Below are 23,046 nucleotides of genomic sequence, written 5' to 3'. Positions count from 1 at the left end.
GGAAATCTCCCAACGGTGCAGCTTTTATTACTTCTGTAACCTCACCACAACAGATAGGGACTCCATTCTGCGTTTCTAACTCACGTTCCACCTTTCGTTGGTCAGGTAACCCAAATCCATTCACAAGATACTTATCCATAAAATACAAACACTCCCTTGGCAACTGTTAGCTCTTTAACTATCAGTAAGCACCGACATTTATCAGCGATTGGATTACATTTAATTGATATCATTGGAACTGTTATTATCTCTGCGTAACCTATCTCTTCTTTGCTGCCTAGCCACAGAATCCGTTTCGATATTCCCGCTAGGTCTACTTGATGTATTGTTTGAAACAAAGAACACACTCATGAAGGTATTTACAACTCTGAACGTCGAAGGAACAAACCACACTGTTACAAAGAACCAAACTAAAAATGTGATCTCTGATGAAAAATTCTCATATGCCCTCATAACATGCATAAGAGCCGATGTCACGACCACAAGGAGTCCTAAAATGAAAGGTTCATAGAATAAGAATTTAATTGTTTGTTTTTCTTTTGATCTAAATATTTTGTCGACAATTTCAGAATCTTTAATACTAATAAGGATACCTAGCAAAGCTCCTAAGAAACCCACAACAATAGAACTGAAAGTGATAGCTCCATCTAAAACCTTGTCAAAGTTTGGAAGTTTGTAAGTTAATCCGTACCTTAAAGCGAAGAACATACATATTAGAGAAATAAGCAAGGGATAAATCAAAGTTGCGATTTTTCCAACGATACTCCAACGTGAGTTTCCACTCACAGGCAACACTCCTACCTAAGATAATGATTTATGTCACTTTGTCGATTTGAACACCCTTCAGCAGGACTGTAGATTGAGTGCATTTCTGCCGCAATAGCATAATGACTAAGGGTACCTCTGCGTTCCATTCGAAATGTTCCAAAATCATGGGCCTTATGTTCAAACAAATCAATAAGTTCTATTCTTGAATCCTCTTCTTCTTTAACAGCCAATTCAGCTCTCTGGAAAACTTCTGGATTCTCCTCAATATCAGTCAAGGTATCGCTAACTGTATCATCGTCAAGAACAGAACTTCTCGAATTACCTACAGTAATCGTGATTTGTACATTAGCTCCATTATATTCACTACAAGAGCCTATAATATGTTTAATTGGAGATCTGAATCTTTCCATTAATCTTGCAACATTAGTCTCTCGCATATCCGCAAGTCTAATGTTAATTTTTCTGTACTCGGCAGCTCTACGAGCAAGTTCAAACGTATTAGGCGGACAGATAGGTCTAAGGTAAATAGTCTCGTCTGAATTATTCCACAAAAGGTTCAAATATTCCTCTATACCCTCGGGTCCCAAACTGTATTTATTACGCTGTAGCATAAGTACGTGAGTATTTTCATCATACAAAGCAGAAACTTCTTCACCGATGAACTCGTCGTCTTCAAGCTCTAATGGAACTACTTGCCCGGCTTGTCTGGCCGTAGAAGGTATGTTTGTTTCTCTCAATCTTACAAAATGTAAAAAATAGTAGCTCAGTTCGTCATCCCAGTAGGCGTCTTCCAGTCTCGCTTGCTCTTGCCTATAATTATATGTTCTTCCTTCCAGCGATTTGCCTTGAGCTAGCTCCATCCATTGAGGCAAGTCAAATAAACGGTCTCTATCGTGTTCGCGATCGGTGCTTTGTCGATACGCTAATTGATAATATTCAAACCTAACTTTTCTATAGTTCATAGAAACCCTCCTGTATTGGAATATACAGGATATTGTAACTTTAAAATCAATATAGTGGTAGTCTTTTTTTCCTATGTCATTGGAACTATTTTTTACCTATCCAGGAATCGAACCCGGCTAATACCAATAGGTCATATTTAAATCACGGGAATCTTACCCGTGCTCCCCACAATCCGCACCCCTGACGATTCACGTCTAAGGATCTAATCCCACAGTACGGTCGAGTCCTGCATCGAATAGTCGTCGGGTTTGCAGGGACACCCAGGCAGTTGCCTTATGTCCCTTAGTTTAGTTCCAAACCCCAGACAGCATGTTGCCTTACTAGTGTCTTACACAAGACACGAAACAGACATGCCAAACTATAAACCGAACAAAATATTACCATATAATTCCTTGAATGTTTTTTCATTTGAAAATATAATGATTTACGTGAGGAAAATCAAGCGTACATAAAATACATATAGGGAAGGATGTTCCAAGAGAAAATTAACGTCTTATTGTATTACTTGATTAAATATCATTTATTCAAGGGATCGTTGATCGTTAAATTTTCTGGTAATCGTGAACGGTTTACTCCTGGTAGGGTAACCGGCCCATTTAGATCTCCTCTATTATGGTTTATGTAATTTTGCCTGATTTACTACCTCACACCAATATCCACCCGCAATATCATGGTATTTCCCATTAATAAACTTCTTCTAACTCTTGGGGAAAGGTGAGAATCCTTTCCCCAAGCAGGGGCCTGCCCTTGTATATTTGTTAGAGGAGGCAAAATGAATGGGTCATCAAACTACCAGGACATTGTTGGAGTACATGCTTTTCTTATTGGGGGTCTATGCAACTTCAATGGGATTAGTACCGGCTACGCTATTATGGGCACTGTTGTATTTCTTACTTAGAAAGTTATAAGAAAGTATGACCGAACTACATAGCTGTGGAACTTAAAGAAGAGGGTAGCTCCCTCTTCTTTTTGTATTCATTTTAAGTTTGTTATAATACACCAATTAACTTCAAAGTTTCTGCTACTGACTCAACTCCTCTGACAATTTGTCTATCTATTGATCTATCTGTTACACTGCTGAATCTTTTAATAGTTCCCCATCTTGGATTACCTCGGATGAACCGAAAGTCCATGACTCTCCTTACATTATCATCAACGATTAGACGTACAGCCATTTCAATATTGGCCGTTTTCTCCTCATACTCCACCTGAACTTGTTTCCATCCTTCTGATGGATTATTCATTGTCCCAATTTCCTGAACTGCCTTCCTCATCCGAACATACTTGTTCAACAGTTCACGAGTCTGTTGGATGTCTGAAGGGCTGGGGGACGGGAATAACTCCATCTGACCAGTTTCCCCCATTCCTTACACCCCTTATATATAATCATCTATAGTCGTTTGCCCTTCAAGTTCAATTTCTGATGCATCTTGGATCAAGCCCTCGTCCAACCAATCTTTTGGTGCTGCGGTCTTGAAATGGGGCCATATTGGTTCACCTACACGAGAATGTGTCGGGTTTTTCGCAGCTGCCTTTTCTGTCCATACCCAATGTGTATTTGCTGTTACTTTTTCATCACTCATGTCTACTTCCTCCCTAATCTTGAATCCTTTCAAAATGCCTATAAAATTGATAGATGGGCATCGATTCCATCTCTCCTTCGCCGTCTGTGTGCTGATAATACACATTGTCGTCCACACATTCTGCGAAGGCAAATACCTCAAGGTGAGGGAAATCTACAACATGGTAGAACCCTTCGAGACGCAACTTTATCCGCACGCCTGCCATCTGTATATCCCTCCTTCGATGGGTCCAGCCCCTGATTTATTTGTTTTCCGGGATGTCTTGCAGATCGTAGATATAAACTTCTACATCTCTGAACGTGAACACACCATCATCATCTGTTCTCCAGTTTCGTGTTTTAATGATTTTCGCTGAAGGGAAACGGGATTGAACCAGTTTGACCAGTCTGGCACGATTATTGTCATTGTCTACAAGTTGCGGACTGCGTCTTCCATCTTGAAAGACGATATCCCAACCTTCCTCAATTAATTCCTGAATGCGTTCCTTCCAAGTCCTCTTATCTGTTACTGGTGTATCGCTGTACATAGAAAGATGGTCAAGCATGAAGCAAAAACGCGCAGTGTAATGGCCGTATTGTGTGAAATTTTCGTCTGACACATGATGAAATCCATATTTGTTCCACCAATCAGATACGGTACTTGCCAGATAGCGAAGCTGCTCCTTTAATCCGTCAATTGGCTTGCTCTCGCCTAATTGCCGTTCCAGCTCCCGAACACGCGTGTTTGCTGTTCTGATTTGCTGGTGCCGTTCTTCTTTCTCTTTTGTAAGCTTGCTTTCATAGGTCAGTTGTTTCGAGATATCTGTAAAATGACTTTCGATCAAACTTGGCAAAATGCCCGCCATTTCATGCGATAGTGCATCTGTATCGATCCAGTCATGAAGCTGTTTGGCTGCAAAAAACATATCTTTCAGCGTTTTGAGCGCTACGGCTTTTTGATCGGGATTAAGAACTACGTTTTCTTGGATATTCAATCTAATCGCTCCCTCAAATTTATAATGTGATGTATGGTGGGCTACCCTACATACTGAATGCCATTTGTCCTTGCTCCTGCTCTGCGTAACGTTCCAATGTCAGATTGTTTCCCGATCCTGTGCAAAGCTCCGGCAGATTCGCCCGGAACATCGCCTCTGCAAATGGCGGTGGAACCGCGTTGCCGCAACGGGCTACCTGAGCTGATGCAGGATATTTATTGCCTCGTGCATCCCGATCAATGATGTAACTGGATGGGAATCCTTGTGCCGGGTACAACTCACGGGCCTTCAGCATTCGGAACCCTATATCAACGATTTGATACGGCGTTCCTTTGATAAGCACCAACCCGAATCGGTCTTTAGTGGGTATGGTGTGCATCGGATCGTGAAGGCTCTGGCCCACTCCGGCACCGTAGTATTTAATGAGCAGCGCCCGAACCTCTCCAGCGTGTATGCCGCCTGCTGTGATCGTTGGCAAGGGTTGGTCTGTACCACTGCCGTAATTATCACCGCGAAACTTAACCAGATGACTTGTGACAAGCGCAAAACGATTCGCCGTACTGATTGTGTGCATTGGCTCATCCAAGCGCTGTCCCCGTGCCTCAGTAGGTGATACCTCGCCGTAATACTTGGAGAGAAAAGCCATAACCAATTCATCTTTGTTTCCGAGATTGCTCACGGCTGCGTGATCAGGCACGATATAGGGATTCTCGTTTTCTATCACGAACCGCTGCAACCCTCTTGCTATGCGTTTTAATGTCTTCTCCACCAAAGGCTTTTCCCTAGTGAAAATAGATGGGCATTCAATGGACCAATCGATACATTCTCCTGCGTTCCTCCAAGGTTTCAGCAAACCACTTTTGACTTCTGGTGATTTAGGATCTCCATGGGTTGGTTCAGGCCATATAATCCGCTTTCCATCTGATCGCATTACCATAAAAAATCTCTCTCGGCTGGTTGGCGCCCCGTAATCACATGCTTTTAATAATTTGGTTTCAACCTGGTATCCTTGCCGCTTCATCGCATTGATGAAAGTGTTATAGGTCAGAGCCTTCCGTTTTGGATCAGGCTGTCCGTTTTCAAGCAATGGGCCCCATGATTGAAACTCTTTGACGTTCTCCAATATTTGAACCCTTGGCCTTACAGTAGCTGCCCATTTAACAGCAAGCCATGCTTGGCCCCGGAGTTGCTTGTTCTTCGGCTTTCCGGCAGCAGCATTACTATGATGAGTGCATGAAGGACTGAGCCAATTCAATGCAACTGGCCTGCCGGCGCACACCTCGCGTGGATCAACTTGCCACACATCCTCTTGATAATGGACCGTATCCGGGTGATTGACCTCATGCATTGCAATAGCTGCCGGATCATGATTAATGGCTATATCTACGCTGCGTCCTGTTGCCAGCTCTATACCTGTGCTGGCTCCACCGCCACCCGCGAAATTATCAACTACAATTTCCTGCATACCGGTTCCCCCTTCCCATCACCTATCTAATGTTCCTTAGCTGCTCACACAGCCTGTCGTATTTATCTAATGCAGGTTCCCTGCGTGGATCAGTTGGGGAAAGAGAATCAATAAATTCTGCACCCTTCACAATCCGTTCTCGTAACCGATCCTGATAATAGGCCAGCAATTCGTGAAAAATTCCCTCGAAATGATCCAAGATTTCGTCATGCGTTTGAGCAATGCAGCCCTGACTTTTCAGACGGGTGACTGTGTGTTCGTCGATTCGACCGTTTTTCAACGCATTTTCCAAATGGCTGACCAACATGATTTGATATCTCATGATCAGCCTTACGCTGTTTTCGATCTCCAGTTCCTCTGCTGAACTTGTCATCTTCACCCCGCCTTTCTCATCAGTACTGCATGCGTTCTATATTTACGAACTTGCTGAAATTCTTGAGATAAACCATCTCTGCAAGTCCAGTACCTGTATTCCGTCCCTTGGCTACAATGATTTCTACGATATTCTTTTTGTCAGTCTCGGCGTTGTAGTAGTCATCCCGATACAAGAAATCAATCTCGTCTGCATCCTGCTCAATAGAACCGGACTCCCTCAAATCTGACATCATTGGACGCTTGTCCTGTCGTTGCTCAACACCCCGGCTGAGTTGTGAAAGGACTTCCACCGGACAATCATTGTCTCGGGCAATTTGCTTCAAGGAACGACTGATATAGGCGATTTCCTGTTCACGACTTGAGAACTTTTTGCCTGCGCTGATCAACTGGAGGTAATCAATCTGGATAAACAAGTTATCATGCTCTTTCTTGAGCTTCTTCACCTTGGCTGCTATCTGCTGAATGGTGATACCAGGAGTGTCGTCAATGTAGATTGGCAGCTCGTTCAAAATAGATCGGGCCATCGTGTATTCCGACCAGTGTTCTGGTCCGAGTTGACCAGTCCGAAGCAACGTGCCATCCAGGTTCCCTATGTTTGCAATCAATCGTTCGCCCAATTTCTTGCCGGGCATTTCCAAACTGAATATTCCTGTGGTTACACCGTGACTTGCAGCAGCCTTGGAGTTGTTCAGCATAAAAGCCGTTTTCCCCACCGATGGCCTTGCAGCAACAATAATTAAATCCTGTTTCTGTCTGCCGCCCGTGAGTCGGTTCAGATCCACACCACATGTAGGAACACCTGTTATGCCTTTGGATTTACTACGTGTCTCCAAATCATCATCATGGTCTGTCATAACGTCATTGATCTTGACCATGCCGCCTTCAACCGGAGAACGTCCGGACAACTCTTCTGCCCCTGCCTTGATACCAGCAATCACTTCGAGCGGGTCCGAAGACTCTTCAAGCGATTGGCGTTGTTCCTCCAACAATCGCAATGCCTGCCGCTTCAATCCAAGACTCTGAACAATTGAAATGTATTCCTTTGCATTGGCTATGGTCGGTACTGCATCTACCAGATTGCCAAGATATTCAATACCTCCAATATCTTCCGTAACGCCTCGCGTCTCCAGATCGGCGTAAAGTGTTACCAGGTCGACGGCCTTTTCAGATTCATGCAACACGATTACCGATTCAAAAATTAGGCGGTGCTGTGAAGAAAAGTCCTGCGGGGTAAGTAGAGCTACAGCAAGTGCTGTATTGTCTCCTGAACGATCTAGCAAAAGGCTGCCTATTACCGCCTGTTCAGCCTGTAGGTTGTAAAGGTTATTCATTCGGTTCACCGTCTTTCAAGAGAGGTACAGCATTCTGTTCCCAAGTCTCCATAAGCGCAAAACGTTCCTGTGTCTCAGCCCGGAGACGATCTGCGTTAGAAGGTGCTGGATTGCCGTATATCTGTGAAATCGCTGGTGGAAAATGCGATGTTTTGATGTGATGTGAAAGGTTCTGTTCTGCTTGTGAAAAAGGAACATCGTGAAGCATTCGTTCCCAAAGCGTGACCATTTCGTCAGTCAGTTCGACCGTTGGGTAGGCTGTAACCACTACCGCCAAAATGCTCAGTACCTGTTGATTGTTCATGTCGCGCTGCCTCCATCCGCTTTTGTAAAATGTCCTTGTTCCGAACTGACCGGGAATTGCCTTGGCCTTTAATCACCGGAGTAACTGTTGTTTGTTCTGGAGTTTCTTCGAAATCGGCATACCGTTCATTTTTTGGGTTTAAAAAGGTTGAACCATGAAGGATAAAATTATCTTCCGTTCTGCTTACCTTGCAATGTGCTGCATAGTTCTCGGAACAGCGGATCAATAGCGCGGGATTTACCTTCGCTTTGACTGCTCTCTCCCACATGTTCAATGCTGCTTTTTTCGCAACCTTTTTTGGATAGGCAGACCAGAAGGTTTCGAAATCCGAAACAGACATATCTTTACTGTCTTTATCTTTTAATGTCTTTAAACTGTCTTTAGAGGACTGGGAAGCCGCGTCCTGTATAGGATCATCGGCACTCTCAGTTCCTGTTTCAGTAACCACAAGTCCCTGTTTTGGTAACTCGTTTCCGATTCTGGTTCCCGTTTCAGTAACTTTAGGAATTATCTTCGGTTCCTGTTTTGGTAACTCTGGAGCAGGTTCTGAGTTACTGTTTCGGTAACCATCATCTGGCGGTTTATCGCTCAAATCTGGTAGTGGTTCGGTTCCTGTTTCAGTAACTTTTTGCCGAGATAAGCGACTATTTTTTAAGTTCAAATGTATGAGTTCATGAAAGCGTTCTTTTTCCCAACCACGAACCGAGTCGATTTTCCATAAGTCATAATTTTCGTTAAACCAATACTCGGCGTCCGTTCGTGCAATCACCTTACAGGTCTCCAGATGCTTCAGTTCAGCTCCTATGTGACCCTTGCCCACGCCACAGAGAGAGAAGTCCTTCTGCATCGGGATTACTGCAACCTGTTGATTACAGCCGTAGGAAAGCCGCCAAATGAAGAACAAAATATCTTTCTGGCGCTTGGTGAAATCCCGACGAATGACCTCATCCCATATCTCGTTGGCAATGGCTACATATCCGTTCTTCCTGCGAGAGTCGGTCACCCGTCTCACCTACTCTTTCTTTATTTCAAAAATTGATGCTATGATCGTCGCCGCCATGCGTCGAAACCTTAGCCCTTGGATCGTCTCGTCCAACATGACATGGCACTCTTTGCATAAATGAGCTAAATCATAAACCTCAGTACGATGGTCCAGCTGCTTACGGCCAGTCAAATGAGCCCGTTCCGTTGCTCTTGCTTCGCCACATGCTTCACAAACACCGCCTGAACGCTTTTTAAGTGACTTGTCTACCGTCTTACGAATGTCTCCCATTTGGCGTTGTGTAGGTTTGATACGCTTACTGCCGGTCTGTTGTGATTTACTGTAAGGCCGATACTCGAATGTCATGAAAGACCTCCGGAGTACGCAGGCTTGTCCTTTTTAACGATCTTTGATATGATGACTGCATATGAATTGTAAAAGTGTTTAAACCGATGACTGCGTTCGCGAGACGCAGTCATTTTTCTGTACCCTGGCATCTCTTGAATATGTACAGAGCAACCTTCACGAATACTCCAGCGTTTGGTTAGGCTTGGTGTCACAATTTCCCCTCCTTATCTTGTAAATCCGTGTACACATCATCCAATACCTGAACATATTCAAACTTTTGATTGTCTGGCAGATCCGTACTCATGATAGCGTGTGCCATGATGGTGTAGGACTCTTCACGTACAAAGCCGTGATAGTCCAGCTCATTGACCATACGTTCCTTGTACTTCTCAAGAAGATCTGGAGCAACCGCAGGCGCCCCCTTCTTCTCCCCAGCTTCATAAACGGCTTGCAGCATACCCATGACCACAGTCTGAGTATCCTTTTCCCAGCCATTCATCCAATCTACTTTTTGACGCTCCGCATGGGTAAGTGGGCGACTAAGCAGTCTTTCAATCTCAGCTGGATTCATGAGAAATCCGCTCCTGGTATTCTTTGTTCGCTGCTCCAAGCAGTTTTTGCAATTTACTTAATTGATCGTGACGAACAAACCACACTGCAACGTTTGCGGCGTTACGTCGTTCATAGGACTCTTCTAGGGCATTCCGTTTGGATTCACGAGATGATTCCCCGATTGCATCACAAGCGTCCAACATGGTTTCGAAATTCAGCGTTCGAATATATTGGATCAGGGCTGATTCTTGATCAGACAGCTTCATGGCTTTTCTCTCCTTTGGTTTGTTTTTGGATGTTTCGCACAATAATGGCGTGTTGAAGGGGGTTGCCGAACCAGAGTCGAGCCAGTTCAGGAAGAGTCATGAACACACCTTACCAACGTAACCCACCGTCAGTACTTGATTCCCGTCTCCCAGCACCTTCACACTCTTGATGACTCTTCCTTCACGGATCAGGTTCGTTAAGAACTGGAAAGCATCCTCGAAGTCTTCAGAAGTAACTTCTATATGGATGATCTTGTCATCAGATTCCGAATCGTAATCCAATGCAGCGTCCAAAGCAGCTTTCTTCATTGTTGTCGTACTGAACCAAGCTGAATGATTTTCCGATGAAACACAGATGTCAATTTGACGCTTTGAAACTAAGTATGCAAAACGGTGACCCGTCAAATTGAATGCGAACTCCGCTTCCCCTAGACTCACGATTAACGATTGATCTTCAGGAGCGCAATCAAGGATACGATCTACCTTCACTGGCTGATAAGCGATTCCTAGCAACGGGTCTGCTTGTCCTCCTTTCAATTCCATGCTGCATAATACGTTATGTGCTTGCATTACATTGAGCAGGTGAAAAGCAAATGCTGGGGTTGTAGGTAATAACGTTGACATGTAGACACTCTCCTTTTATTCGATTTATGTTTCGTTCCAGTACCACGTTTCCTATTCGTTGCTCAATTCCAGTACACTGTTACAAGTTGGTTCCTATCCTGTGGAACTTGATTTCTCCTTCGCTTCCAGCCATTTGTCTAATGCAATCTGGCGGAAGTGGATCAGGGTCCGGTTCCGAATGAAAGGAATCTCGCCGTTTTTAACCATGCGCCGTAACGTGGAATCCGAAACCTTTAGATATCTGCATGCCTCAGCAAAATCAAAGACATTGGCGTATAAGAGTTGTTCGAGGGTCGGTTTAAGCTCAGCCATGAGCTCGTCACGCAGTTCCTGCTTAATTTCTGAGCGCAACACCTCAATGAATTCAGTTGTGGACGGCATCATTGGACACCCCCAGAACCAATTCATCAAGAGTCACACCCAAAGCCTTGGACAACTTAACTAATGTTTCAGCGTGAGGACCTTGTTTTTTGCTTCCCATGTTGTACAATGCAGATACGGTAACGCCACTTTCTTTGGCAAGTCTGTAAATTGTCCAACCTTTCTCATCGATTAGCCTCTGCATGTTTACTTCAATCGCCAATCCCATGTGCTCACCTCCTGAAACCATACTATAACTCTATAGAATTATAATCAAACAACGTTATAACCCAAAAGTGTTATAAAATAATCTGTTTCCTTCTGGTTTCTTCCAATTGCTTGACTTATCTCTCTTTTGTGTTCTAATATAACTTTATAGAGATATAACACTAAAGAGATATATTAGGAGGCCTTTGTTGTGGAGATAGCAGATAAAATCTTGGAGTTAATGAAAGAAAACGGGGTTACAAAATACCGTCTTGCCAAGGAAACAGGTGTCTCTTACACAGGTGTTACTAAAATACTTTCAGGACAAACGAAGCACCCTCAAATAGATTCAATTAAATTGATTGCCGATTACTTTAATAAACCGCTGACTTATTTCACTGATGAAGCAAATCCAAACCAAGCAAACCAAGTGCCTGAATGGGCGACTTCCAAAGATAAAAGGGATTTTAAAAAGATGCTAGAAGACGATGGGGAATTAATGTTTGATGGGGTCCCACTCGATGAGAATGACAAGAACAGGATTAAAGATATGCTGACTGGGCTATTCTGGGAAGCCAAGCAAATGAACAAACAGGCGCGCAAAAAGAGTAAAGACAACAATGAATAATGGTAGGTGGTTCTAGTGGATGACATTGTTAAAAAGTTGATCCGTAAGCATAAAACCAATGATCCATTTTCTCTTGCGCGCTGCCTGAATATTAATATCCGCTTTGCGGATCTCGGGAAAAATACGCGGGGAATATATCATAAAGCTCTACAAAGAAGATTCATCATCATACATAATGATTTGTCGCCCGAATGGCAAAGGTTCATATGTGCCCATGAACTTGGCCATGACCGGCTTCATAGAGGAGTTAACCGATTCTTTATCGAAGAGCATTCGTTCTTCAATCCTGGAAAGTTTGAACGCCAAGCCAATGAATTTGCCGTCAGCTTATTAACAGCAGGAGATAGCATATCAAGTGGAGAGTCCATCCATGAACTATTTAGACGTAATCACATCCCGCTTGAATTGATCAATTACATACAGAATTAAATATAGCGTAAATTTTCACTACCAAAAAACCGAACATATGTTCACTTTAAGGAGGTGATTTGTATGTAATTGGATAAATAATTATCCTATATCAGTTCCAGAAAGGAAGAATGACATGGCTTGGAGTGAACATCTAGGTGGTAACAAGTACAAAATTGTTGAGCGGGACCCCTCAAAGGCGTCCAGACCGAAAAGGTCTGTTACTGTCTACATGCCGGAAGAGATCGCACGTTCAAAATCAGAGAAGAAAAAGGAAGCCTGGCTTGCGCTTGAAGAAGCTAAATGGAGTGAACAAGTAATTGCAGGAAAGGCAGTCAAACAGGAGGACATCACTTTCAAGGATTTTATTCCGAAATGGGAGAAAGGCTACGCTGCCGGGAATATGGGCGAATACACGCAGAACGTGAACCTGTATAATCTCAACAAATATGTAGTTCCAGAGTTTGGCCATCTGAAAATTAGTAAAATAACAACTCTGCAGCTCGTTACATTCTTTGGAGAACTGAAGCGTGAGAACGGAAAAGAGTTCGCTACCAATTCGAAATTGAATATCTATAAAGCTGCCAAGTCGGTTTTTGACGCTGCCCATGATTGGGAGCTGATTGCGAAGAACCCAATGGCTGGCGTTAAGAGACCACAAACCAGCAAGAAGGAAAAGAAAGTTATGCGCGGTGTGAAGAAGGCATTCAATAGTTCGGAGACAGAAACGGTCCTGCTGGCTCTCTACGACCTTCCAGATAGATGGAGGCTGTATTTTACCGGGTCCCTCCTTGGAGGATTCCGACGAGGAGAAATGTTGGCCGTGGAGTGGACAGATGTTGATCATGATCGGGGAGCTATCTGGATCGATAAACAGATTACATTTGATAAGGACGGGAAAAAGATTGAAGGTGAAGTGAAGACAGAGGAATCTGAAGGCTGGGTAGCTATGCCGAAGTGGTACATGGCTCAGCTAAAGGAATATGAACGGAAGTGGAGAAAGGAAAAACTACAGTGCAAAGATTGGGCTGGAGAGAACAAATCATATGTATTTCATGGCGGTAAAGGAATTATGTACTTCCCTACAACGCCCACCAGTACCTGGCGAAAGTTTCTACTGAAGAAAAGTATTCCACATGTCAAACTACATGGACTTCGGCACACGGCAGCCATGCTGCTCAGAGAAAGCGGCGCGGATCTCAAAACTATGCAGGAGCGATTGAGGCATACCAAGATCGGAACAACTGCGGATATCTACACTCATTCGTCTGACATGATCTCCAGAGAGGCAGCAGACCGTTTAGAGGTGTTTGATCCTAAAAGATTGCGATTTGCCCCATGAGTTGCCCCATAAACAAAAATAGTCTGTCATTTGTCGAATTTAGGGTAAAGAAAAAACCCTTGCGCCACAAGGGTTTCAGGTGTTACAAAGTATAAAGCGGGTGATGGGAATCGAACCCACGCTATTAGCTTGGAAGGCTAAAGTTCTACCATTGAACTACACCCGCATGATTGAAGATTTAATTGTTATGTTCCTTAGGAATTTAACAGTGTTTTTACAAATAATAATATACCATGATCCTCTATAGCATGCAAGTCACATTTCCCATTTTTTTCATTACACATCCATCAAAAAAAGCAGGAGCACCCTCGCGCCCCCGCTGTTTCCTATCCTGTAGGCTTATCCACATCTCTCAAAAACTGCTTTTCAAATTCAGCGGCTTTAATCGGTTTGCTGAAGAAATAACCCTGAGCCTCGTGACAATGTTGATTGCGAAGAAAGACCATCTGATCTTCGTTCTCCACGCCCTCAGCTGTGACTTTCAGTTGTAAATGATGCGCCATTGAAGTGATGGTGGATACGATCGCGGCGTTATTGCTGTCCTCCATGACTTCATTGACGAATGAACGGTCAATCTTGAGCCGATCAATCGGCAGATCCTTCAGATAGTGCAACGAGCTGTATCCCGTTCCAAAATCATCAATACTGATATGCACACCAATTTCTTTGATTTTGCGCAACTGTTCGAATGACCGGTCTTTATCAAATGTCATGCTCTCTGTAATCTCCAGTTCAAGCCACACAGGCTCTAGTCCCGTCTCTTTGAGAATGCCATTGATATTGTCCAACAAATGGGAGTGCCTGAATTGTCTCATGGACAGATTCACCGAAACACACAGTTTACGATAACCGGCTTCCTGCCACTGTTTGTTTTGTGCACACGCCTCACGAAGCACCCATTCGCCAAGTGGCACAATGAGCCCACTCTCTTCTGCCAGAGGAATAAATTCCGCCGGAGATACCGAGCCTCGCTGCGGATGCTGCCAACGCACCAGGGCTTCCATGCCAACGATTAGTCCACTTTGCAGATTAACCTGCGGCTGGTAGACCAGGTAGAACTGACCCCGATCCAACGCTTTGCGCAGATCATTCTCAAGCTGCAAACGCTCCTGTGCCTTCATCTGCATCGCATGGGCAAAACGATTCAGTTCCATTCCTTGTTCCTTTGCACTGTGCAAAGCCGTATCTGCATTCTGAATAATCTCCAGTGGTGACTCCCCATCGTGTGGGAAAATGGCCATCCCGATTCCAAGTGTAAGATGATACTCATTGCCATCAACCAAGACGGGCTTCTCAAAAAGCTGCAAAATGGATCTTGTCCGACGCAACGCTGTATCGGTTGAACTAAAATCTGTCATCGTTAATGCAAACTCATCTCTTCCCAATCCAAAGACTTCTTCTCCTGGAAGTGACGAATGTTTCAGTCGTTGACCTACCTGACGCAAAACCCGGTTAGCTGCTTGCTGTCCGAGCGAATCATTAATGGTTTTGAACCGATTAATATTCAGGACCAGTACACCAACAAGCTGTTCCTGCACCACGGCATCATCCATCATTTTTTTCAACCGCTGTGAAAGGCGACGACGGTTTGGAAGTCCCGTTACATCATCATGATGAGCAATATAGTTCATCTTGGCTTCCGCCACCTGCTGTTGCAGGAAAGGCGTGTCCACTACGGACGTATACAGTCCTTTTTGAATGAAAAAATATGCCATACAATTACTCAGCAATCCTAATAACAGATTGAGATCGTTCACCCCAGTTGCTGAAACAAAATAACATTCACCAAAAAAGAAACACAGAATGCCACATAGAATGGTTGGTAGATCAGCATCTTTGGTTTTTTTCCATTGCACAAACATAAGAACCGCAATAATGCCATAGAGCAATCCGACCATAAGATGAACTCGGGTGAAGATACCACCCAGCACTTCCCCGTCAAGCATACTCGGCAACATGCTCCATTCCTGAATAGCCATTATGTACAAAATAACAAAGGTACCCAATGTCCCACTGAACAGTAAGAATTTGCGTGGTAATGCAATTTCTTTCTCATGTAAGGTATACACGAGCAGTAAACCTACTGAACATACCAAAGATCCCATGGTTGACATCATTAAGGAGAACTCCGATTCCATCATGGCTCCATTTGGGATCTCTTCTGCAAATGAAACAATATGAACCAATTCAAACAGACCAATCAATAAAAAGAGTGTTGTCAATAATGCCCTCCGAAGAGTTAGCTTCTGTGTCCGAAACAACCAGCTTTGATTGTAAATGCCGATACAAGCAGCTACCGCGGCAAATCCACCCAAGAGTGTCAAAACTGGGTAACCCGATATGATCAGATCAGAGCTTGAAGAAGAACGAAACCATTGACTTGCGAGGAAACACAATAAGCCGCACACAGCGACCCAACTTATGTTTCTCTGATCTTGCAGATTAACCTTCATACCGTGTTTTCCTTCCCGGGATCACCTATCCTGAATTACATTAACCAAACTTAAAAATTTACTACACGATTCGACAAAAATCATATTAACCAACGTTCAATTCACATGCATACACATGCTATCTGGTACATAATAACATTTAATTTTGTATACGTGAACTAAAAAATAGTTACTCCTAGGAATATTTATTCATAAATATAGAGAAAAACAAGGCATTAAGAACTAAAAAAACATGAATCTCCAGTTAGAGTCCATGTTTTCCTATTTTGCAACTGTATTTCAGACTATATTACTTATCAAAATTCACTTCTGGTGTTGTTAATTTATCATAGAAATCAACAACCTTATCCTTGTCTTCCGATGAACGAATCGCCATCGCTGAACGTGGATGCTCGTCCAACGCACCTGTAATCATGTAAGGCAGAATGTAACCCCATTCTTCTTTTTCTCTCAGTGGAACCATCAACTGTTCCAATACACCAAGCACTGGACGCAAGTTGTATTTTGTTCCTTTGAGATGAGCTACAAGCAATTCGGTTGGACAGTTTCCTGCCGCACGTCCCATACCATACACAGAAGCATCAAGCAGTTCAACGCCAAGTTCTGCCGCAACCAATGTGTTAGAAAACGCAAGTTGCATATTATTATGTGTGTGAACACCAAGACGCTTGTTAGGCAAGTGAGTCTTGAACTTCTCTACCAGATATTTCACATCATTATGGTCCAAGCTACCGTAGGAGTCTACAATGTAAACAACATCCACAGCGCTTTCTTTGATCAATTCAAATGCTTCCAGCAATTCATTCTCCATAACATTGGAGAGTGCCATAATATTCAGTGTAGTTTCATATCCACGATCATGGAATGTTTGAACCAGTGCAAGTGCCTTGTCTACATCTTTGCTGTAGCAGGCAACCCGGATCAGATCCAGCATGCTCTCACTGCGAGGCAAGATATCATTTTCGTCCACACGACCTACGTCAACCAGTGCAGACAGTTTGGTATTGCCTTTTTGAGGAATAACTTTACGCAGGAAATCATCGTTCAGGAAACGCCATGGTCCTGCTTCCTCGGCGCCTTTAAGCAACTTCGGAGAGTTCTTATATCCAATTTCCATATAATCAACGCCAGCTTCATTCAATCCAGCATATAGCTGTTGAACAAAGTCCACGCTAAAGTCCCAATTATTCACCAATCCGCCATCACGGATCGTACAATCTACAATTTTGCAATGATTTGTCTTCATTAATGTCTGCTCCTTTTCTGACCAACTTGTGTATTCCTCTCATGATACTTGAACGTGACAAGAAAAGTAAAGGGATTCCGGACTTATTTACTTCGATAAGATCTCCAGATTCGGTCAATCTCAACCATATCGGAACGATCGGGAGCTTTCTCTCCATAACGGACGGCATTATACGTATCTGGCAGTCTCGAAGACAGCTCATCTTCTTCTACCTTCACACCATTCTGAATAATGGTCTGTGCAGCCTCCAGCGGAGTGTGCGTCCCTTGTATTACCACGCCTCGATGAGCAGCTCTTTCAATCCAAGTCCGATAGTAATACCGAACACGTTCAGCATCCTGTGCAGGGGGCGCCTCTTTCTTACGAAACCAATTCTTTCGGACTTTTGCTGGCGCATCAAGCGTCTCACTGACATCGATATACTCCGTCCGTGGTTCTGCCTTCTTTTCACCTGGTTGTAACATCCCCTTGAATCGATCCATAAGTCTGTTTATCGTTTTTTGTCCCAACCTCAGAAGCAGCCACAGAATTGCTCCTGCTACAGCACACATCACTACCCATCCGAGGATGTTCCAGAAGACTGAGGGCTCGGATGGCGGCTCTCTCCAGTCATTCGGTATATTTAGCGGCTGATTGGGGTTGTCCATTGGTAATCGTGGCTCCTCGCCGGAAATCGGACCAAACCATCCCCTGATCCATGCGAGCAAGCGATCACGTAGCGGTCCCAGCCAGGCAGCCAGACTTGGGAAAGCACCAATCGCGACGATAACAATAAACATCCACATGAACCGCTGATGATTCGCACGTGCAAAATCTCTTAATACCAATCTTCTCTTGCCATCATTGAGTATTGCCTGATCCAGTTGCAGCATATATCGTCCAACCAGCCAAAAGGCAAAACTGATCACTCCCGCAATATAGATCCATAGGGTATAGGTTCGTATCGGCTGCATGAATTCCAACGAGTTCGAAGCAATCATAAGCACGATCGCACTGATTACACCTATAATCTGCAAGCGCCATAACAACACAGAATGAAAGACTGGCTGGAAGGTCAGCCCTGCATAAGCCGAGATGACTCCACACAGTACCAATGTGATGATATCCGGCAACGGGAGAATGAGGCTCATCCCAACAACGAGTGCGAAGAGAAATCCTATGACGAGTGCCGTTACTCCACGAATGAATGTATTCTTCTCGCTAAAACCTGGAATTTTATGCTGAATGAACTGTCCCAACCAACCTACAAGAACAACCAGGATGAATAATGTGAACGGCAAATGTTCCATTGCGTAGAATGAAGCAAGCGTAAATATCGGAAAAAGGTATATGCCCACCATCAAGACGGCAAGCATCGCTATGAGTCCTTTGGTCGTCGCTACCGGTCTGTTCCTCATGCACTCACCGCCTTCGTATTACCCTTCATGTCCTCCACCGGGAGAATCGTCACACGATGTCCTTGTTCGTGCAGACGTGCAATCTCGTGCTCCATAGCGGCAGATACATAGGATGTAATCAGCAGATAGCTGCGGATTTGCTGTGCTTCTTCATTCAGACGTACTTCATCATTTAGGAATTGCTCCATGGGCACCATACATTTCAACTCTGTCTCAGCCATAGCTTCCAGTAACCGTTCCAGATGAGGCGTGCCATAATCTGGCTCAATCCGAAGTGTATCGCGCCCTCCACCCACATGATAACCATTATGAGCGAAGCCTGCCGGTAGTCCTCTACCGATGGCATCCACTGCAGCCGTGGCAGCGTAACGGAGTGCCCGTTCAATCTTTTCCGGTCGAGTGACAACACTCCACATATCTGCAGATTCCTGAATGTTGACTACAATCCAGGATTGCGGATCAGCCGTCCATCCCTGCTTGTAGACTTGTAATTCACCTGTACGTGCACTCGCTTTCCAGTGAATACGATTCATGGGGTCGCCTGCACCATAAGGCCGAACACCCAGGATCAAGAAAGGATCTTCAACGATCCATCGTGATACTTCCACTTCTCCCTGCCATACCTGATAAATTGCAGGAAGATCCTCTGCATTCATTAATGAAGGATACACGATCATAGACATTTGCAGAGGAATCGGTTTGGTGGAACGCCACACGCCAAAGAGATCCCCACCTGTCATCGTTGCTGTATTTAATGGATAAATCCCACGCTGAGTACATGTAAAAGGATGCTTGCGCGTAATACGAGTAAACGGTTTTAACGTAAAAATACTCTTATGGTTCTGATAGATCTCGCCTTGACTAATATCCATACCTGAGCCGGAACGAAATACAAACGACACTGGCATCATCGATTCAAGTCTGAGCCACGGTACGGAGACTCGTTTCTCATTTGATATCGTCTCCACCATCTCAAGTTCATCTCCAGCGTAACAACGTAGCTTGCTGAATTGTCTGCTGTACCTGAGTTTTCGCAGTGCAGGTCGTCCAAACCACACACCATGTATAACAACGACAATGCCTCCAACAAGGACAAGCCATAATAATGCCATAAGATTAACGCCCGCTTGTAGCGAGATTCTCCGTAGGCACTTCTGTCTGATTCAGAAGTTCCTGGATGATACGCTCAGCCAAGCCCTCTTGTTGTCTGATCCGGTTACGGAATACAAGTCGGTGGGCCAGCACAGGTTCCGCCAGAACTTTAATATCATCAGGTAAAACAAAGTCTCTGCCATGCAGTGCAGCCCATGCCTGACTTGCCTTGAGTAATGCCTGAGCCCCTCGTGGACTTACGCCAAGCGAGAGCTCGGGATGCTGTCTTGTCGCTTCGGTTAACTGAATGATATATCGTAGCAAATCTTCGTTAATTTGCACTGTTTTATACGTATCCTGTGCCTTCAAAAGTTCTTCACGACTGATCACTGCCGAGAGATCATCAACAGAACGACTGGCTACCGTACGTCTCAAAATTTCTACACTCTCTTCACTGCTTGGATAACCCATACGAATTTTCATCATAAAACGATCCATCTGCGCTTCAGGTAGCGGAAAAGTTCCCTGGTTATCTACAGGATTCTGGGTGGCGATAACGATGAATGGCCGTTCCAGCTGTCTCGTTGAACCATCGATACTGATCTGGCGCTCTTCCATACACTCCAGCAAGCTTGATTGTGTACGCGGTGTAGCACGGTTAATCTCATCGGCTAGTACAAGATTGGCAAATAAGGGGCCGGGTCGGAATTCAAAATCACCTTCTTTTTGATTAAAAAAATGAATCCCTGTTAAGTCAGAGGGCAGCAAGTCCGGTGTAAACTGTATCCGTTGGAATGTGCAGTCCAATGAAAAGGCTACCGATTTGGCTAGCATCGTTTTCCCAGTACCCGGTACATCCTCCAGCAGCACATGTCCTGACGCTATGATCGCTGTCATCACCAGCCCTATGGTATGCTGTTTTCCCACAATCACTTTTCCCACATGATCCATCAGTTGTTGATTCATTCGTTCCATTCCTTGGATTTCCATCTGCATCTCATCCTTCCGTTATGGAGCTTATGTATTCGCATTCATTACTAACTATAACCCTTATTGGCAACATAAAACAAAGGAGTTGGCAAATGGCCAACTCCTAGACTCCCCGCTTTTCTCAATATACCAAGGGTAACATAATCATAAACCGCGTGCCTTCGCCCTTTTTGCTATCCACAGAGATGGTGCCTCCATGATTCTTGATGATTCGGTAACTCACCGAAAGTCCAAGCCCCGTTCCGCTCTCCTTGGTCGTGAAGAATGGATCAAACAGACGTACAAGCGTGTTATGGTCCATCCCATGACCGTTATCCGCGATGGAGATCTGCACGAACTTGTTTTCAGTGGCGGTAGATATTCGAATTAGACCCGTGTGTTCTTCGCCGACTTCCTCAATGGCATCCATTGCGTTTTTCACCATATTCAAAATAACCTGCTTAATCTGTTTGACATCAATGGATACATTCAGCGGGGCATCCCCTTCATCCAGTACGATCTCGCATCCCTTCATCAAACCTTCGCTTTCGGTCAGCAAGACCACCTCTTTGAGCAAAGAGTCGACGGACATTACGGTCTTCTGTGGAGCTGACGGTTTGGAAGAATTCAAAAATTCGTAGATGATGTCATTCGCCCGATCAATCTCCGTCAGTATGATGCGAGCGTACTCGTCTTTGCCGAGCTGCAGCAAATGGGGCCTGAGCAGTTGGATGAACCCACGGATTGCAGTCAACGGATTACGAATTTCATGAGCAATAGATGCTGAAATTCGCCCCAGCATCGCAAGTTTGTCATTTTGATAAGCGGTCTGTTCAATTTGTTTATAATCAGATACATCTTTGACGCTGAACAAGAAGTCGCCATCCATCTGATCACCGTACGTCACAGTAACCAGCCAATGCCTTCCGTATTCATCAATCAATTCATGATAGCGCTTACGGTGGAAAATAGTTTCCCGATAGATTCGTAAAATTTTCTTTTTCTTGAATCGGCTCATCTGTGGATGATGCAGCATTTGCATCAGGGTGCAGCCGCTCAACAGACTTCTTGGAAGTTCCAACAACTTTGCCATCTGAACGTTAATAAACGTCAATACACCGTGACTGTCAAACAACATAATACCGCTATCCAGATGTTCCAGTACATTCTCGTACTTGTTGTTATCCAGATGCACAGGCGGGAATCCATCCGTTGGTTGAGGCACTGTATCCTGAAATTCACTAATCATGTCAGGTTCCTCCTTTTCACGTAAATGATAAACTTGCCATTCGGACATCATATCATCACAGAAACAGGAAGGGCCGATTTTATTTTTCATTACCGGTGCCCTTTCGTTGGGGGGCTGAGCCGAAAATATGGATGGCATGGCCGGAACTCATGCTGGTCTATTCCCGGTAACCAACAGTTGATCCGGAAAATCATATACGTTTGTCCCATTCTGACCTTCTCCTATTCCCAAACACGAACATTTTTTGCTCCGCCTCTTTTGCAAGTCTGTTTTTATCATAGACAAGTTTATAGAAGAGAGTCAATCGGAGAAAGTGTCGAATGGAAATTATTTTAAAAAAAACCTCGAACTAGTTCCAGAATACAGCACAAAAACGAAGCCGTTTCACCCAATAGGCAAATCAGCTTCGTTTTTAATATCTTTAATTTGTGATATATCCAAGTTCATCTATAGTCCGGTCTTATTATGCTGAATTTTCAGTCTGCGCTGACTCATCACAGCTAATCGACGTTTAAGTTCGCTTTCCCACTTCTCGTCTTTGGTTTCCTTCGCGAGCCTGAGCAAATCCAGAGCCATATCAATCTGGCGCTGCACAATGACCATGGCATCCTCACTCTCACGGTTTACACAGTTTTCGAAAATCGCATCTTCATCTTCTGTTACATAATCCTGAAAATCGATCTCGGATGCACCGTCTCCATGCGCATATTCAGCGAGAATTTCATATTCATTTTCCACTTTATAATGCACCTCAACCCGGTGACACACCGGGCAAAACAGCAGGGGAACATTATGAACCTGGGTGCGGTAATGCTTCAGCGTGCCCTTCGTTCCAACCATACTTGCCCCACAACAGTAACTCATTTTTGTTCACCCTCCTTATTCGTGCCGGGACTTTTTTGATAAACATTCAATCCCGTACACTTCCAGCACTTCCGAAAAGGAATAGTTCCATCAGTGTATCACATTCATGTACAGATTATAAATGCAGAGCACCGGAATATTTACCGGGTTTCCATACCCTATTCGCCTTAAAGGCCATCAATTCCTCTTTCAACAGATAAAAAGAAGACTTTCTTCTAATATATTATTAACACGCTTAGCTGCTTGTTCAAACACTTTTGATTAACTTCGTGATAACTTCCGTCAAAAGGGTGCAAA

General features: G+C 44.2%; 28 protein-coding genes and 1 tRNA gene. 3 read left to right on the top strand and 26 right to left on the bottom strand.

Annotated elements, in window-relative coordinates:
* Positions 1–219: 219 nt before the first annotated feature.
* From MHB43_RS09195 to MHB43_RS09110, 18 genes are all read right to left on the bottom strand, one after another.
* Positions 220–786 (bottom strand): hypothetical protein, encoded by a 567-nt coding sequence (locus tag MHB43_RS09195; protein WP_222215879.1) that lies wholly within the window; start codon positions 784–786, stop codon positions 220–222.
* Between the two features lie 11 nt (positions 787–797).
* Positions 798–1,730, bottom strand: coding sequence for a DUF6731 family protein (locus tag MHB43_RS09190; RefSeq protein WP_222215878.1), 933 nt, complete (start codon positions 1,728–1,730; stop codon positions 798–800).
* A gap of 990 nt (positions 1,731–2,720) precedes the next feature.
* Positions 2,721–3,095 (bottom strand): hypothetical protein, encoded by a 375-nt coding sequence (locus MHB43_RS09185; protein ID WP_405131802.1) that lies wholly within the window; start codon positions 3,093–3,095, stop codon positions 2,721–2,723.
* 12 nt (positions 3,096–3,107) lie between these two features.
* The gene (locus tag MHB43_RS09180) at positions 3,108–3,314 is read right to left on the bottom strand and encodes a hypothetical protein (RefSeq protein WP_405131801.1); all 207 of its coding nucleotides are present in this window, start codon (positions 3,312–3,314) and stop codon (positions 3,108–3,110) included.
* A gap of 13 nt (positions 3,315–3,327) precedes the next feature.
* Positions 3,328–3,519, bottom strand: a complete 192-nt coding sequence (locus MHB43_RS09175) for a hypothetical protein (protein WP_405131800.1) — start codon at positions 3,517–3,519, stop codon at positions 3,328–3,330.
* 36 nt (positions 3,520–3,555) lie between these two features.
* Positions 3,556–4,287, bottom strand: coding sequence for a hypothetical protein (locus tag MHB43_RS09170; protein ID WP_405131799.1), 732 nt, complete (start codon positions 4,285–4,287; stop codon positions 3,556–3,558).
* A 46-nt stretch (positions 4,288–4,333) separates the two neighbouring features.
* Positions 4,334–5,752: a DNA cytosine methyltransferase gene (locus MHB43_RS09165; protein WP_405131798.1), complete on the bottom strand. Its 1,419-nt coding sequence runs from the start codon at positions 5,750–5,752 to the stop codon at positions 4,334–4,336.
* Between the two features lie 22 nt (positions 5,753–5,774).
* Positions 5,775–6,125: a hypothetical protein gene (locus tag MHB43_RS09160; protein ID WP_405131797.1), complete on the bottom strand. Its 351-nt coding sequence runs from the start codon at positions 6,123–6,125 to the stop codon at positions 5,775–5,777.
* Positions 6,126–6,144: 19 nt separating this feature from the next.
* Positions 6,145–7,458: a replicative DNA helicase gene (dnaB, locus tag MHB43_RS09155; RefSeq protein WP_405131796.1), complete on the bottom strand. Its 1,314-nt coding sequence runs from the start codon at positions 7,456–7,458 to the stop codon at positions 6,145–6,147.
* Positions 7,451–7,762 (bottom strand): replicative helicase loader/inhibitor, encoded by a 312-nt coding sequence (locus MHB43_RS09150; RefSeq protein WP_405131795.1) that lies wholly within the window; start codon positions 7,760–7,762, stop codon positions 7,451–7,453. The genes dnaB and MHB43_RS09150 overlap by 8 nt, the downstream gene beginning before the upstream one ends.
* The gene (locus tag MHB43_RS09145; RefSeq protein ID WP_405131794.1) at positions 7,692–8,765 is read right to left on the bottom strand and encodes a replication protein; all 1,074 of its coding nucleotides are present in this window, start codon (positions 8,763–8,765) and stop codon (positions 7,692–7,694) included. The genes MHB43_RS09150 and MHB43_RS09145 overlap by 71 nt, the downstream gene beginning before the upstream one ends.
* Before the next feature lie 9 nt (positions 8,766–8,774).
* A complete protein-coding gene (locus tag MHB43_RS09140) occupies positions 8,775–9,110 on the bottom strand; it encodes a hypothetical protein (RefSeq protein WP_405131793.1) in 336 nt (111 codons plus the stop codon).
* On the bottom strand, positions 9,107–9,304 hold the full coding sequence (locus tag MHB43_RS09135; RefSeq protein ID WP_405131792.1) for a hypothetical protein: 198 nt from the start codon (positions 9,302–9,304) through the stop codon (positions 9,107–9,109). Before MHB43_RS09135 ends, MHB43_RS09140 begins: the two co-directional genes overlap by 4 nt.
* Complete coding sequence (locus tag MHB43_RS09130) at positions 9,301–9,663, bottom strand: hypothetical protein (protein WP_405131791.1); 363 nt, start codon at positions 9,661–9,663, stop codon at positions 9,301–9,303. The genes MHB43_RS09135 and MHB43_RS09130 overlap by 4 nt, the downstream gene beginning before the upstream one ends.
* Positions 9,650–9,910 carry a hypothetical protein gene (locus MHB43_RS09125; RefSeq protein ID WP_222215867.1) on the bottom strand — a complete coding sequence of 87 codons (261 nt, stop codon included), beginning with the start codon at positions 9,908–9,910 and terminating at the stop codon, positions 9,650–9,652. Before MHB43_RS09125 ends, MHB43_RS09130 begins: the two co-directional genes overlap by 14 nt.
* A 96-nt stretch (positions 9,911–10,006) precedes the next feature.
* A complete protein-coding gene (locus MHB43_RS09120) occupies positions 10,007–10,534 on the bottom strand; it encodes a hypothetical protein (protein ID WP_405131790.1) in 528 nt (175 codons plus the stop codon).
* 93 nt (positions 10,535–10,627) lie between these two features.
* The gene (locus MHB43_RS09115; RefSeq protein WP_256975041.1) at positions 10,628–10,918 is read right to left on the bottom strand and encodes a helix-turn-helix domain-containing protein; all 291 of its coding nucleotides are present in this window, start codon (positions 10,916–10,918) and stop codon (positions 10,628–10,630) included.
* Positions 10,899–11,123 carry a helix-turn-helix domain-containing protein gene (locus MHB43_RS09110; RefSeq protein ID WP_024632416.1) on the bottom strand — a complete coding sequence of 75 codons (225 nt, stop codon included), beginning with the start codon at positions 11,121–11,123 and terminating at the stop codon, positions 10,899–10,901. Before MHB43_RS09110 ends, MHB43_RS09115 begins: the two co-directional genes overlap by 20 nt.
* 189 nt (positions 11,124–11,312) lie before the next feature.
* Here MHB43_RS09110 and MHB43_RS09105 point away from each other — a divergent pair, with 189 nt between their 5' ends.
* From MHB43_RS09105 to MHB43_RS09095, 3 genes are all read left to right on the top strand, one after another.
* Complete coding sequence (locus MHB43_RS09105) at positions 11,313–11,729, top strand: helix-turn-helix domain-containing protein (RefSeq protein ID WP_256975042.1); 417 nt, start codon at positions 11,313–11,315, stop codon at positions 11,727–11,729.
* A gap of 15 nt (positions 11,730–11,744) precedes the next feature.
* The gene (locus MHB43_RS09100) at positions 11,745–12,158 is read left to right on the top strand and encodes an ImmA/IrrE family metallo-endopeptidase (protein ID WP_222215865.1); all 414 of its coding nucleotides are present in this window, start codon (positions 11,745–11,747) and stop codon (positions 12,156–12,158) included.
* 115 nt (positions 12,159–12,273) lie between these two features.
* On the top strand, positions 12,274–13,479 hold the full coding sequence (locus MHB43_RS09095; protein ID WP_405131789.1) for a tyrosine-type recombinase/integrase: 1,206 nt from the start codon (positions 12,274–12,276) through the stop codon (positions 13,477–13,479).
* A 95-nt stretch (positions 13,480–13,574) separates the two neighbouring features.
* On the opposite strand, the gene MHB43_RS09090 is transcribed toward MHB43_RS09095, so the two are convergent.
* The 8 genes from MHB43_RS09090 to MHB43_RS09055 all read right to left on the bottom strand — a co-directional run bounded on the left by MHB43_RS09090 (position 13,575) and on the right by MHB43_RS09055 (position 22,749).
* Positions 13,575–13,645, bottom strand: a tRNA-Gly gene (locus tag MHB43_RS09090).
* A 160-nt stretch (positions 13,646–13,805) separates the two neighbouring features.
* Positions 13,806–15,932 carry an EAL domain-containing protein gene (locus MHB43_RS09085; protein ID WP_339183477.1) on the bottom strand — a complete coding sequence of 709 codons (2,127 nt, stop codon included), beginning with the start codon at positions 15,930–15,932 and terminating at the stop codon, positions 13,806–13,808.
* 289 nt (positions 15,933–16,221) lie between these two features.
* Positions 16,222–17,178, bottom strand: coding sequence for an aldolase catalytic domain-containing protein (locus MHB43_RS09080; RefSeq protein ID WP_047842252.1), 957 nt, complete (start codon positions 17,176–17,178; stop codon positions 16,222–16,224).
* Between the two features lie 83 nt (positions 17,179–17,261).
* Positions 17,262–18,575, bottom strand: a complete 1,314-nt coding sequence (locus MHB43_RS09075) for a hypothetical protein (protein ID WP_405131788.1) — start codon at positions 18,573–18,575, stop codon at positions 17,262–17,264.
* Positions 18,572–19,687 (bottom strand): DUF58 domain-containing protein, encoded by a 1,116-nt coding sequence (locus MHB43_RS09070; protein ID WP_237176229.1) that lies wholly within the window; start codon positions 19,685–19,687, stop codon positions 18,572–18,574. Before MHB43_RS09070 ends, MHB43_RS09075 begins: the two co-directional genes overlap by 4 nt.
* A 4-nt stretch (positions 19,688–19,691) precedes the next feature.
* Positions 19,692–20,657, bottom strand: a complete 966-nt coding sequence (locus MHB43_RS09065; protein ID WP_405131787.1) for an AAA family ATPase — start codon at positions 20,655–20,657, stop codon at positions 19,692–19,694.
* Positions 20,658–20,778: 121 nt separating this feature from the next.
* A complete protein-coding gene (locus MHB43_RS09060) occupies positions 20,779–21,885 on the bottom strand; it encodes a PAS domain-containing sensor histidine kinase (RefSeq protein WP_076209212.1) in 1,107 nt (368 codons plus the stop codon).
* 447 nt (positions 21,886–22,332) lie between these two features.
* A complete protein-coding gene (locus tag MHB43_RS09055; RefSeq protein WP_017689649.1) occupies positions 22,333–22,749 on the bottom strand; it encodes a hypothetical protein in 417 nt (138 codons plus the stop codon).
* Between the last annotated feature and the right edge of the window lie 297 nt (positions 22,750–23,046).

Origin of the sequence: Paenibacillus sp. FSL H8-0317 (genome assembly GCF_045040685.1) — a bacterium.
In the GTDB taxonomy this organism is placed as follows: Bacteria; Bacillota; Bacilli; order Paenibacillales; family Paenibacillaceae; genus Paenibacillus.
This window is presented reverse-complemented; position numbering and strand designations above follow the sequence as displayed.

What these genes read in the sequence shown, in the direction of transcription:
- MHB43_RS09130 (WP_405131791.1), bottom strand. Translation starts at nt 9,663, where the DNA reads ATGAATCCAGCTGAGATTGAAAGACTGCTTAGTCGCCCACTTACCCAT.
- MHB43_RS09095 (WP_405131789.1), top strand. Translation starts at nt 12,274, where the DNA reads ATGGCTTGGAGTGAACATCTAGGTGGTAACAAGTACAAAATTGTTGAG.
- MHB43_RS09150 (WP_405131795.1), bottom strand. Translation starts at nt 7,762, where the DNA reads ATGAACAATCAACAGGTACTGAGCATTTTGGCGGTAGTGGTTACAGCC.
- MHB43_RS09165 (WP_405131798.1), bottom strand. Translation starts at nt 5,752, where the DNA reads ATGCAGGAAATTGTAGTTGATAATTTCGCGGGTGGCGGTGGAGCCAGC.
- MHB43_RS09160 (WP_405131797.1), bottom strand. Translation starts at nt 6,125, where the DNA reads ATGACAAGTTCAGCAGAGGAACTGGAGATCGAAAACAGCGTAAGGCTG.
- dnaB (WP_405131796.1), bottom strand. Translation starts at nt 7,458, where the DNA reads ATGAATAACCTTTACAACCTACAGGCTGAACAGGCGGTAATAGGCAGC.
- MHB43_RS09065 (WP_405131787.1), bottom strand. Translation starts at nt 20,657, where the DNA reads ATGGAAATCCAAGGAATGGAACGAATGAATCAACAACTGATGGATCAT.
- MHB43_RS09115 (WP_256975041.1), bottom strand. Translation starts at nt 10,918, where the DNA reads ATGATGCCGTCCACAACTGAATTCATTGAGGTGTTGCGCTCAGAAATT.
- MHB43_RS09140 (WP_405131793.1), bottom strand. Translation starts at nt 9,110, where the DNA reads ATGACATTCGAGTATCGGCCTTACAGTAAATCACAACAGACCGGCAGT.
- MHB43_RS09125 (WP_222215867.1), bottom strand. Translation starts at nt 9,910, where the DNA reads ATGAAGCTGTCTGATCAAGAATCAGCCCTGATCCAATATATTCGAACG.
- MHB43_RS09060 (WP_076209212.1), bottom strand. Translation starts at nt 21,885, where the DNA reads ATGATTAGTGAATTTCAGGATACAGTGCCTCAACCAACGGATGGATTC.
- MHB43_RS09190 (WP_222215878.1), bottom strand. Translation starts at nt 1,730, where the DNA reads ATGAACTATAGAAAAGTTAGGTTTGAATATTATCAATTAGCGTATCGA.
- MHB43_RS09110 (WP_024632416.1), bottom strand. Translation starts at nt 11,123, where the DNA reads ATGGGATTGGCGATTGAAGTAAACATGCAGAGGCTAATCGATGAGAAA.
- MHB43_RS09175 (WP_405131800.1), bottom strand. Translation starts at nt 3,519, where the DNA reads ATGGCAGGCGTGCGGATAAAGTTGCGTCTCGAAGGGTTCTACCATGTT.
- MHB43_RS09075 (WP_405131788.1), bottom strand. Translation starts at nt 18,575, where the DNA reads ATGAGGAACAGACCGGTAGCGACGACCAAAGGACTCATAGCGATGCTT.
- MHB43_RS09070 (WP_237176229.1), bottom strand. Translation starts at nt 19,687, where the DNA reads ATGGCATTATTATGGCTTGTCCTTGTTGGAGGCATTGTCGTTGTTATA.
- MHB43_RS09055 (WP_017689649.1), bottom strand. Translation starts at nt 22,749, where the DNA reads ATGAGTTACTGTTGTGGGGCAAGTATGGTTGGAACGAAGGGCACGCTG.
- MHB43_RS09120 (WP_405131790.1), bottom strand. Translation starts at nt 10,534, where the DNA reads ATGTCAACGTTATTACCTACAACCCCAGCATTTGCTTTTCACCTGCTC.
- MHB43_RS09180 (WP_405131801.1), bottom strand. Translation starts at nt 3,314, where the DNA reads ATGAGTGATGAAAAAGTAACAGCAAATACACATTGGGTATGGACAGAA.
- MHB43_RS09085 (WP_339183477.1), bottom strand. Translation starts at nt 15,932, where the DNA reads ATGAAGGTTAATCTGCAAGATCAGAGAAACATAAGTTGGGTCGCTGTG.
- MHB43_RS09080 (WP_047842252.1), bottom strand. Translation starts at nt 17,178, where the DNA reads ATGAAGACAAATCATTGCAAAATTGTAGATTGTACGATCCGTGATGGC.
- MHB43_RS09185 (WP_405131802.1), bottom strand. Translation starts at nt 3,095, where the DNA reads ATGGGGGAAACTGGTCAGATGGAGTTATTCCCGTCCCCCAGCCCTTCA.